The organism is Streptomyces sp. NTH33, assembly GCF_003236365.1.
Lineage (GTDB): Bacteria > Actinomycetota > Actinomycetes > Streptomycetales > Streptomycetaceae > Streptomyces.
The window spans coordinates 1-12884 of the sequence record NZ_POTZ01000174.1 but is presented as its reverse complement, the minus strand read 5'-3'; the positions used below and the strand labels follow the sequence as shown (position 1 = coordinate 12884).

At 75.9% G+C, this 12884-nt stretch carries 1 protein-coding gene; it reads left to right on the top strand.

Translation table 11 applies throughout. The features are described from left to right. Window positions 1–27: 27 nt before the first annotated feature. Window positions 28–12884, top strand: a 12857-nt coding sequence (locus tag C1I97_RS18055; protein ID WP_258382621.1) for a non-ribosomal peptide synthetase, incomplete at its 3' end; no start/stop codon positions are given.

Genomic DNA, 12884 nt, shown 5'->3' with positions numbered 1-12884 from the left:
GTTGTCGTCCGCTCCGACCCGCTCCACGTGCAGGACGTCGCCCCCCGCACCCCCACCGAACGGACCCTCGCCGCCATCTGGGCCGACGTCCTGCACGTGGAGCGGGTCGGAGCGGACGACAACTTCTTCGCGCTGGGCGGCGACTCCATCCTCAGCATCCAGGTCGTGGCCCGGGCCCGGCAGGCGAGCCTCACGATCACCTCGCGGGACGTCTACCGGCACCAGACGGTCGCCGCCCTGGCCCGCTGCGCCGACGATGCGGGAAGCCGGCGGCCCGCCGCCACGTCCGCACCCGTCGAGGCGACCGGCTCCGCGCCGCTGACACCCATCCAGCACTGGCTCTTCGACAGCGCCGCCGAGCGGGCCGGGCACTTCGGCCAGACCCTCTCGGTGGAACTGCACGCCGGCGTCGACGCGAGGGCACTCGAGGACGCCCTCAACGACGTGATCGCCCACCACGACGCCCTGCGCTCCCGCTTCCTCGCCGACGAGACGGGCGTACGGTGGCTGATCGACGGCCCGGCCGCCCGCTGCCGCCTCGCGCGCCACACCGGTCCGGACACCGGCACCCCGCACCTCGGCCCCCACGACCTGCGCCACGGCCCGCTGCTGCGTGCCGTACTGCACGACCGGGGCCCCGGACGGCCGCACGCGCTGCACCTGGCCGTCCACCACCTCGTCGTCGACGGAGTCTCCTGGCGGCTGCTCCTTGAGGACCTCGACCGGGCTTACCGCGCCCGCCGCGCCCGCCGCGCCGGCCGGGACGGAGCGGCGGCGCTGCCCCGGAAGTCGTCCCCGCTGCGGCACTGGGCCGAGCGCCTCGCCGCGCACGCCGCCGCCGGCGGCTTCGACGACGAGAAGGCCTACTGGACGCGGGCGACCGAAGGCGCCCGGGCCGCCCTGCCCGCGGACCGGACGGGCGCCAACACCTACGCCTCACAGCGCTCGGTGACGGTACGCCTCGGACCCGAGGACACCGAAGTGCTCCTGCGCACCCTGCCCGAGACCTACCGCACCCGGGCCAACGACGTCCTGCTCGCCGCCCTCGGCCGGGTGCTGTGCGGCTGGACCGGTCACGACCGGGTGCTGGTGGACGTCGAAGGCCACGGCCGCGAGGACCTGTTCGCCGACGTCGACACCAGCCGCACCGTCGGCTGGTTCACCACCCGCCACCCCGTCGCCCTCGCCGTCCCACCCGAGGCGCACTGGGACGCCGTGCTCAAGCAGGTCAAGGAGCAGCTGCGCGCGGTGCCCCGGCACGGCCTCGGCCACGGCGTCCTGGCCCTGCCGGGCCGCGACGGCGCACCGCTCCCGGCGACCACCGCGCAGATCAGCTTCAACTACCTGGGCCGCTTCGGGCTCTCCGGGACCTCCGAGGGGCTGTACGGCGGGCTGCTGCGTCCGCTGGAGCTGGACGCCGACCCCTCGGCGTCGCGCCCGCACGCCCTGGAGGTCGTGGGGCGGCTGGACGGCGACAGCCTGGAGTTCACCTGGTTCTACTCGGACCAGCTGCACCGGCGGGACACCGTCGCGGACCTCGCCGGACGGTTCGCCGACGCGCTGGCCGGCCTCGCCCGCCACGCGGCCCGGCCCGGCGCCGCCGGACGCACCCCCTCGGACTTCCCGCTGGCCCGGCTCGATCAGACGCAGGTCGACCGGATCGCGGGCGGGGACCCCGCCGGCGTGGAGGACGTCCACCCCCTCACGCCCACCCAGGCCGGCATGCTCTTCCACCGGCTCTCGCAGGACGACCGCGGCGTGTACTTCCAGCAGCTGACGTTCGTCCTGGACGGCGTGTCGGACCCGGCCGTGCTGGCGGACGCCTGGCAGCGGGTCACGGACCGCACGCCGGTGCTGCGCGCCCGCGTGGTGTGGCAGGACGTACCCGAGCCGCTCCTCGTGGTGCAGCGCGCAGCAGCCGTGCCGGTGGAGCACCTGGACTGGCGCGGCCTGTCCGACGCCGAGCGGGACGAGCGGCTGCGCGACCTGCTCGACCGTGACCGCGCCCGCGGTGTCGACCTGACGCGCGCACCGCTCCAGCGCCTGGTGCTGGCCCGGGTCTCCGACCGCGCGGTCCGTGTCGTGTGGTCCTTCGACCACCTGATCCTGGACGGCTGGAGCCTGTTCCAGGTCCTCTCCGACGTCTTCGCGTGCCACGCCGGCCTGGTGGGCGCCGCGGACGTCCCGCTGCCCGACCGCCGCCCCTTCCGCGACTACGTCGCCTGGCTGCAGGGCCGCGCCGACCGGGCCGGGGCCGAACGGCACTGGCGGACCCGCCTGAACGGGCTGAGCGAGGCCACCGCGCTGCCCTTCGACCGCGAACCCCGCGAGAGCCACCGCGCGGAGTCGACGCGGGCGGTGCGCGTCACGGTGCCCGGGGACACCACCCGGGCCCTGGAGGGCCTGGCCAGGAGAGCGGGCCTGACCATGAACACCCTCGTGCAGGGCGCCTGGGCGCTGCTGCTGAGCCGCCAGGCGGCCCGCGACGAGGTGGTCTTCGGCACCACCGTCTCCGGACGGCCGCCCGAGCTGCCCGGGGCCGACGCCATGACCGGCCTGTTCATCGCGACCCTGCCCACCCGCGTGACCGTGCCACGGGACGGGACGCTGCTCACCTGGCTGGGCCGGCTCCAGCAGGAGCAGAGCGAGGACCGCCGCCACGACCACGTACCGCTGCACCGGATGAAGGCGTTCACCGAACTGCCCGAACGCGCCGCCCTGTTCGACAGCATCGTGGTGTTCGAGAACTACCCGGTCGACGACGGTCTCGCCGCCGCGCACGGGCTGCGGCTCACCGGCCTGGACGGCATCGAGACCACCAACTACCCGCTCAGCCTGGTCGCCTACCCCGGCACGGAACTCGCCCTGCGCCTCGGTTACGACCCGGACCTCTTCGACGCCGCCACCGTCGAGCGGATGGCCGAGTACCTCACCGTCCTGCTGGAGGGCTTCGCCGCCGCACCGCGCAGCGCGCCCGCCCGCCTGCCCCTGCTGACGGCCGCCCGGCGCGAGCAGGTGCTCCACGCGTGGAACGACACCGCCACCCACGCCCCCGCGGCGACCGCCGCGGACCTGTTCGCCGCGCAGGTGCGGCGCACCCCCGACGCCGTCGCGCTGCTGGCCGGCGACGAGCGGCTCACCTACCGCGAACTCGACGACCGGGCCGCGGCACTGGCCGGCCGACTGGCCGCGCTCGGGGTCCGCCCCGAGGTCCCCGTCGGCGTCCTGATGGACCGCTCGGTGGACCTCGTCGTCACCCAGGTCGCCCTCGCCCGCCTCGGCGGCGTGTACGTCCCGCTCGACGGCAGGGCGCCGCGGGAGCGGCTGCGCACGATGCTCGGTGAAGCCGGCGCCGGCCTGCTGCTCACGGACGGGGCCTGGGAGGAGACGGCCGCGGCCCTGCTCCCGGAGGGCCGCGTGCTGCGGCCGGACGACACCGCCGCCGCGGCCCCGGAACCCGCCGCCGCGGCCCCGGAACCCACGGCCGTGCCGCGCGTGCACCCGGACAACGTCCAGTACCTCATGTTCACGTCCGGCTCCACCGGCAACCCCAAGGGCGTGGCGGTGCGGCAGCGGGACGTCGCGGCGCTCGCCCTCGACCGTGCCTTCGCCGCCCACGACCGGGTCCTCGTGCACTCCCCGCACGCCTTCGACGCCTCCACCTACGAGCTGTGGGTGCCGCTGCTGCGCGGCGGCACGGCCGTGCTCGCCCCGCCGGGGGACCTGGAAGCCGCCGCCGTGCGCCACGCGATCACCGAACAGGGAGTGAGCTGCCTGTTCCTGACGGTGGGCCTGTTCCGCCTCCTCGCCCAGGAGGACCTCGCGTGCCTGACCGGCGCGCGCGAGGTGTGGACCGGCGGCGAGGCCGTGCCCGGCTCCGCCGTACGGCGCGTGCTGGACGCCTGCCCGGACCTCACCGTCGTCGACGTGTACGGCCCGACCGAGACCACCACCTTCGCCACCCGGCGGGTCTTCGGCGCCGGTGACGCGCTGCCCGCGACCCTGCCCATCGGCCGCCCCCTGGACGACACCCGCGTCTACGTCCTGGACAGCGCGCTCCAGCCGCAACCGCCCGGTGTTCCGGGCGAGTTGTACCTCGCGGGCGCCGGACTCGCCCGTGGCTACGCCGGCCGCCCCGGCGCGACGGCGGCCCGCTACCTGGCCGACCCGTTCGGCCCGCCCGGCGGACGGATGTACCGCACCGGCGACATCGTGCGCTGGAGCGCCGACGGCGAACTGCACTTCGTGGGACGCGCCGACGACCAGATCAAGATCCGCGGCTTCCGCGTCGAACCCGCCGAGATCGAGGCCCGGCTCACCGCGCACCCGGCGATCGCCGAGGCGGTGGTGTCGGTGTCGCGGCACGCGGGCCGCACACGCCTGGTCGCCCACCTGGTCCCCGCCCCCGACGCGACGGTGCCGCCGGCGGCCGAGCTGCGCGACCGCCTGTCCGGCGAACTGCCCGACTACATGGTCCCGGCCGCGTTCGTCACCGTGGCGGAGCTGCCCCTGACCGCGAACGGCAAGGTCGACCGGCGACGCCTGCCCGACCCCGACCCGTCGGTGGCGGCCGACACCGCCTACCGCGCACCGCGCACCGAGGCCGAGCGGGTGCTCGCCGGTGTCTGGGCCGAACTCCTCGGCGTGGAACAGGTCGGCGTCGACGACAACTTCTTCATGCTGGGCGGCGACTCGATCGTCAGCATCCAGGTCGTCTCCCGCGCCCGCACCGCGGGGCTCGCGCTGACCCCGAGGGACCTGTTCCGGCACCCCACGCTCGCCGCCCTGGCCACCGCCGCGACCGGCGCCGCCCAGGCCGTCGCGGGCACCGGTCCGGTGACCGGCGAGGTCGGGCTCACCCCCATCCAGCGCTGGTTCCTCGACGCCGAACCGCCGCGCCCGGAGTACTTCAACCAGTCCGTGGTCGTCGAGACGGCCCAGGACGTGGACGCCGGCGCGCTGAGCGCCGCCCTGGCCGCGCTGTGGACCCACCACGACGTCCTGCGCGCCCGCTTCACCCGCGCCGCGGACGGGACCTGGCACCAGGAGTACGCCGCCCCGGACACGGAGGGCCCTCGGCTGCTGCGGGTCCACGACCTGGGCGGTCTCGACGCGGAGGCCGCCGAGGAGGCCGAGGCCCGCTTCTCGCACGAGGCGCACACCGGCTTCCGACTGGACACCGGCCCGCTGATCGCCGCCCGATTGTTCACCGGCCGGGACCGGGCCGCACGCCTGCTGCTGACCGCCCACCACCTGATCGTCGACGGCGTCTCCTGGCGCGTCCTGCTGGAGGACCTGGAGACCGCCTACCGGCAGGCCCTGGCCGGCGAGCGAATACGGCTCCCGCGGCGCACCACGTCCGTGCGGGAATGGGTGCGGCGGCTCACCCGGCGCACCTGCGAGGGGGATTCCGCCGCCCAGCGCGCCCACTGGGAGACCGTGTCACGGCACTGCGCCGACCCGCTGCCGGTGGACCTCGACGGCGGCAACACCGTCGCCGACCTGCGCGCGGTGACCGTACGCCTCGACCGCCGGCGGACCTACGACCTCCTGCGCAGGGTCCCCGGTGTCTACCGCACCCGCATCGACGACGTCCTGCTGACCGCCCTCGGCCGCGTGCTGGCCGACTGGACCGGCCGCACCACCGTCGCCGTGGGGCTGGAGGGACACGGCCGCGAGGACCAGCTCTTCGACGACCTCGACCTGTCCCGCACGGTCGGCTGGTTCACCAGCCTCTTCCCGGTCGCCCTCGAACTGCCCGAGGGGGACTGGGGCGCCGCACTGAAGTCCGTGAAGGAACAGCTGCGGGCCGTACCCGACCGGGGCGTCGGCTACGGCGCCCTGCGCCACCTGGCGGGCGACGAGCGGCTCGCCGCCGCACCGCTGCCCGGCATCAGCTTCAACTACCTGGGCCGGTTCGACTGGTCGGCCGACGGCGGCACGCTGGTGAAGGCCGTTCCCGGCGGCCTGGGCGGCGCCGAGGACCCCGGGGCGCCGCGCGCGCACCTGCTGGACGTGGTGGCCCGCGTGGAGGGCGACGAGCTGGAGATCACCTGGCACTACAGCGGCGGACGCCACCGCGAGGAGACGGTCGCCTCGCTCGCCGAGGGCATGCTGCGGTCACTGGAGGAGATCGTCGCGCACTGCGCCGCCCCGGACGCCGGCGGCCGCACGCCCTCGGACTTCCCGCTGGCCCGGCTCGACCAGGCCGCCGTCGACCGGCTCGTGGGAGACGGACGCACGGTCGAGGACGTGTACCCGCTGACGCCGATGCAGGCGGGCATGCTGTTCCACAGCCTCATGGACCCCCGGGCCCGTACCTACGTGAACCAGGTGCAGATGGTGCTGCGCGGCGTCACCGACCCGCACGCGCTCGCCGAGGCGTGGCAGCGCACGGCGGACGCGAACCCGATCCTGCGCACCCGCCTGGTGTGGCAGGAGACCGCCGAACCCCTCCAGGTGGTGGAGCGGCGGGCCGTCGTGCCCGTCACCCACCACGACTGGTCCGGGCGGCCCGCCGAGCGGTGCGCGCGGGACATGGAGTCGCTGCTGGAGGCGGACCGGCGGGCCGGGATCGACCTCGGCGCGGCCCCGCTCATGCGGCTCGCGCTGATCCGCCTGGCACCGGACCGGGTGCGCATGGTGTGGACGTTCCACCACGTCCTGCTCGACGGCTGGAGCGCGGCCCAGGTGTTCGACGAGGTGTGCGAGCGGTACGCGGCCCTGACCGCCGGACACCGCCCACGGGTGCCCGACCGGGCGCCCTTCGCCGACTACCTGCGGTGGCTGGCAGCCCAGGACACCGGCCGTGCGGAGCGTCACTGGCGCGAGACCCTCGCCGGGTTCGCCGTCCCCACCGCACTGCCGCGCGACCGGCGCCCCGCCGGGGCCCACCGCACGTCCTCGTCGGGAACGGTCCGGGTGGCCCTCGGGCGGGAGGTGTCGGCGCGGCTGAAGGAGACCGCGCAGCGGGCCGGGCTGACGGTCAACACGGTGCTCCAGGGCGCCTGGGGGCTGCTGCTGCACCACTACGGCGGCGGCGTGGACGTCGTCTTCGGCACGACCGTGTCCGGCCGCCCGGCCGAACTGCCCGGCGTGACCTCCATGGTGGGCCTGTTCATCAACACCCTGCCCACCCGGCTGCGGATCGACGGCAGCCGCCCCCTGCTTCAGTGGCTGCGCGAGGTGCAGGCCGCCCAGTCGGAGGCCCGGCGCCACGACTTCGTCTCCCTCGCCCAGCTGCAGACCTGGAGCGAGGTGCCCGGCGGCACCAACCTGTTCGACAGCATCGTCGTCTTCGAGAACTACCCGTTCGACGAGGGCGCCCTGGCCCGGCACGGGCTCGCCGTCGAGCAGGAACGCGACCTGGAGCCGACCAACTACCCGCTCAGCGTGGTCGTCGCCCCCGGCGACGACGTGACGGTGTCCCTCGACTACGACCCGGCGGCCTTCGACACCGCCACCGTCGAAGGGATCGGCGCGAGCCTGCGCACCCTGCTGACGCGGATCGCCGACGGCGCCGACCGCCGCCTGGCCGACCTGCCGGCGCTCGAACCGGACGACGGACGCCGCCTGCTGGACCGGCTCGCGGGACCGGTGGCGAGGCCGCCGCACCGCACCCTCCCGGACGCCTTCGCGGCCCAGGCCGCCCGCACCCCCGACGCCCCGGCCGTGACCGCCGGCGCCGAGCACCTGACGTACCGGCAGCTCGACGAGCGCGCCAACCGGCTGGCCCGCCTCCTGATCGACGCCGGGGCCGGACCGGAGCGGTTCGTCGCGCTGGCCCTGCCCCGCACCGCCGACCTGATCGTGGCGCTCCTCGCGGTCCTCAAGAGCGGCGCCGCCTACCTCCCGGTCGACCCCGGCCATCCGGCGGAGCGCATCGCGTTCCTCTTCGAGGACGTGCGGCCCGACGCGGTGATCACCTGCGCGGAGACCTCCGCGCGGCTGCCGGACGGCCCGTACACGCGGATCGCCCTGGACGACCCGGCCTGCGCCGGGCGCCTGGCCGCCGCGTCCGCCGCCCCCGTCGGCGACGGCGAACGGCGTGGCAGGCTGCTGCCGGACCACCCCGCCTACGTCATCCACACCTCCGGCTCCACCGGCCGGCCCAAGGGCGTCGTCGTCCCCCACGCCTCGGTGGCGGCGCTGGCCGACTGGGCCGCCGCCGAGTTCACCGGCCGCGGGCTCTCCCACGTGGTGGCCTCCACGTCGCTCACCTTCGACGTGTCGGTGTTCGAGATCCTCTCGCCGCTGCTGGCGGGCGGCCGTGTCGAGGTCGTCCGCGACCTGCTGGCCCTCGCCGAACGGCCCGGGCCGTGGCGTGCCGGACTGCTCAGCGCCGTCCCCTCCGCCCTGGACCGCCTACTGGCCGAGGACACCGTGCACGTCACGGCCGACACCGTCGTCCTGGCCGGCGAGGCGCTGCCCGCCCGCGCCGTCCGCCAGGTGAGGGAGGCGGTCCCCGGCTGCCGGGTCATGAACATCTACGGCCCCACCGAGGCCACCGTCTACGCCACCGCCTTCACCTGCGACCCGGCGGACCCCGACCGGGACCCGCCCATCGGCCGGCCCGTCGGCGGCGCCCGCGCCTACGTCCTCGACGCACGGCTGCGCCCCGTGCCCGTCGGGGCGCCCGGCGAGCTGTACCTCGCCGGGACCGGCGTGGCCCGCGGCTACCTGAACCGGCCGGGCCTGACCGCGTCCCGCTTCCTCGCCGACCCCTTCGGCCCGCCCGGCGGCCGCATGTACCGCACCGGCGACCTGGTCCGCTGGACGGCCGACGGCGACCTGCTGTACCTCGGCCGGACCGACGACCAGGTGAAGGTGCGCGGCTTCCGTATCGAGCTCGGCGAGGTGGAGGCCGCGCTGGCCCGGCACCCGCGGGTGGCCGCGGCCGCCGCCCGGGTCGTGGAGCACGACGGCCACAAGCGCCTCGTGGGCTACGCCGTGCCCCGCGGCGGCGACGCCCCGGCACCGGCCGACCTGCGTGCCTTCCTCGCCCGGACGCTGCCCGACCACCTGGTCCCGGCGGCCGTGGTACCGCTGGAGCGGCTGCCGCTGGGCGCCACCGGCAAACTGGACCGGCGGGCCCTGCCCGAACCGGTGTGGTCGGCCGCCGCCACCACGGAGGGCACCCGGCCGCCGCGCACCGCCACCGAGCGGACGCTCGCCGCGATCTGGTCCGAGGTACTGGGCGTGGCCGACGTGGGCGCGACGGACAACTACTTCGCGCTCGGCGGCGACTCCATCCTCGGCATCCGGATCGTCTCCGCCGCCCGCCGGGCCGGACTCGCGCTGACGCCCCGGCACCTCTTCCAGCACCAGACGGTCGCCGAACTGGCCACGGCGGCCGAGGAGGTCCCGGCCGCGACGACAGACGCCGAACAGGGCCCGGTCGTCGGGGACGCCCCCCTCACGCCCGTACAGCACTGGCTGTTCGACACCCTCACCGGCGACCCGGCCCGCTTCACCCAGGCGGTCTCCTTCGAGCTGGCGCCCGACACCGACGAGGCGCTGCTGCGCGCCGCCCTCGCGGCGGTGCTGGAACAGCACGACGCGCTGCGCATGCGCTACGCACCGGCCGGCGACGGACGGTGGCGCCAGCACGGCACCCCGCCCGGCGCCGCGCCGTACCTCGAGGTGCACGACACGCCGAAGGAGCCGGCCGCCGTGGCCGCGGACCTGTGCTCCGGGTTCGACCTGGCACAGGGGCCGCTGCTCAAGGCCGCCCTGTGCCGCCCGGACGGCCACCGGCCGCCCGTCCTGGTGCTGGCCGCCCACCACCTGGTCGTCGACGCGGTGTCCTGGCGCGTGATCCTGGAGGACCTGGACGCCGCCCACCGGGCGCTGCGCACCGGCGCCACGCCCGACCTGGGGGCCAAGACGACCTCCTTCCGCGCCTGGGCCCGGCGCCTGGCCGCGCACACCGCCGACGGCGGCTTCGACGACGAGATCGCGCACTGGAGCGGCCTGCGCCCCACCGCCCTGCCGACCGACCTCACCGGCGGCAACACCGCCGCCGACGAGGAGACCGTGACGGTGAGCCTGGGCGGCGAGGACACCCGCCGGCTCCTGAAGGACGTGCCGGACGCCTACCGCACCCGCGTCAACGACGTCCTGCTGTGCGCCCTCGGCCGGGTCCTGGCCCGCTGGACGGGACAGGACCGGGTGGTGGTCGCGCTGGAGGGCCACGGCCGCGAGGACCTCTTCGACGACGTCGACCTCGCCCGTACCGTCGGCTGGTTCACCACCATGTTCCCCGTGGGCCTCGACGTGCCCCGCGACGCCGGCCTCGGGGCCGCGCTGAAGACGGTCAAGGAGAACCTCCGGGCCGTGCCGCGCGGGGGAGTGGGCTACGGCGCGCTGCGTCACCTGCACCCCACGGCGGGACGCGAGCTGCCCGGCCTGCCGCAGGTGGGCTTCAACTACCTGGGACAGCAGGACTGGGACGCGGCCGGGGGCGGTCTGCTGCGGGCGCCCCACGGCGGGCTGACCGGCGGCATGGACCGCTCGGCGGACCGGCCGCACCTCATCGACGTCCTCGGCCGGGTCACCGGCGAGCGGCTGGAGTTCACCTGGTCGTACTCCCGGCAGGTGCACCGGCGCGACACCGTCGCACGCCTCGCCGAGGAGACGGCGGAGGAACTGCGGCGGATCGTCCGGCACTGCGCCGAGCCGGGCGCGGGCGGCCGCACCCCGTCCGACTTCCCGCTGGCCGCCCTGGACCAGACGGCCGTCGACCGGCTCGCCGGCGACGGGCGTGACGTGACGGACGTCTACCCCCTCACCCCCACGCAGACCGGCATGGTCGTGCACGGCATGGACGAGCCCGGTGAGGGCCTGTACACCGAGCAGATCACCTTCGTCGCGGACGGAGTGCGCGAACCCCGGCTGCTGGCGGCCGCCTGGCAGCACGTCGTGGACCGTACGCCCGTGCTGCGGACCGCCGTGGCCCTGGGCGGGGTCCCGGTCCCCCTCCAGACCGTGCACCGCCACGTCACCCTGCCCGTCACCGAACTCGACTGGAGCAGCCTGGACCCGGCGCGGCGGGAGACCGAACTCAGACGGCTGCTCGACGAGGACCGCGCCCGCGGCATCGCCCTGGACCGTCCCCCGCTGCTGCGCGTCACCCTGATCCGGCTCGGCCCCGACGAGGTGCGCGTGGTGTGGACCTTCCACCACGTCCTGCTGGACGGGTGGAGCGTCTTCCACGTGCTGTCGGACGTGATGGCCGCGCACGCCGCGCTCGCCGCCGGCGGCGAGCCGCGGCTGCCGCGGCGGCGGCCCTTCGCGGACTACGCCGCCTGGCTGGCCGGCCGGGACACCGCCGCCGCCGAGGAGCACTGGAAGACCGCCCTCGCCGGGTACGCCGCGCCCACCCCGCTGCCGTACGACCGCAGGCCCGCCCCGGGTGCCGCCGCCCGGTCGGGAACCTGGCTGTCCCGGCGGCTCGGCGCCGACGGCACGGCCCGGCTGACGGACTTCGCCCGCCGCCACCGGCTCACCCTCAACACGCTGGTGCAGGGCGCCTGGGCGCTGCTGCTGGCGCGCTTCGGCGGCGAGCGGGAGGTGTGTTTCGGCACCACCGTCTCCGGCCGGCCCGCCGACCTGACGGGCGCCGACACGATCACCGGCCTGTTCATCACCACCCTGCCCGCACGGGTCACCGTGGACGAGTCCACGCCGTGCGCGACGTGGCTGCGCGAACTCCAGGCCGCCCGCGCGGAGGACCGGCGCTTCGACCACGTGCCGCTGACGGACCTCCACCAGTGGAGCGAACTGCCCCCCGGAACGTCCCTGTTCGACAGCCTGCTGGTCTTCGAGAACTATCCCGTGGGCGACGCCACCGCCGGCGCGCACGGCGTGCACGTCCGGGACCTCGACGCCCGCGAGGCCACCAACTACCCGCTCACCGTGGTGATCTCGCCCGGCGACGAGCTGAGCGTGGAACTCGGCTACGACTCCCGGTACTTCGACGAGACCACGGCCCACGCCCTGGCCGCCCGGCTGACGCACACCCTGACCGCCCTCGCCGCATCCGGCGGCGAGGCGCCGCTGCACGCGGTCGACGTGCTGCCGCCCGGTGAACGGCACCGGCTGCTGCACGGCCCCGCACGCCCGCAGCTGCCGCCGGTGACCCCGGCGACGCTGCCCGCGCTGATCGAGGCCGCGGCCGACCGGTGGCCCGACCGGACCGCCCTCGACACGGGGGAGTCACTGCTGACCTTCAGTGAAATGGAGGAACGCGCCGACCGGCTGGCGCACCGGCTCATCGCACGCGGGGCCGGGCCCGGCGACGTCGTCGCGCTGGTCCTGCCGCGCTCGGCGGACATGGTCCTCGCCCAGCTCGCCGTGGCCAAGGCGGGCGCCGCCTTCCTCCCGGTGGACCCGGGCCACCCGGCCGAGCGGGTCGCGCTGATGCTGCGCGACGCGGGCCCCGCCGTCACCCTCACCGCCGAGGAGGTCGCCGGGCTGCTCGCGGCCCCGCCGGACGACGTTCCGGACCACCGGCCCACCGACGCCGACCGCGTCCGCCCGCTCCACCTCGACGACCCGGCGTACGTCATCTACACCTCCGGCTCCACCGGCATCCCCAAGGGCGTCGTCGTCACCCACCGCGGACTGGCCGGCTTCGCCGCCGCCGAGGCCGCGCACTACCAGGTCCGCGCCTCGGACCGCGTCCTGGCCTTCGCCACGCCCAGCTTCGACGCCTCCGTACTGGAGCTGTGCATGTCCCTGCCGAACGGCGCGGCCCTCGTCGTACCGCCGCCCGGCCCGCTGCTCGGCGCCGAACTGGTGGACGTCCTGCGCACCGCGCGCATCACGCACACCCTGCTGCCGCCCGCCGCGCTCGCCACCCTCCCGCCGGACACCCCCGGCAC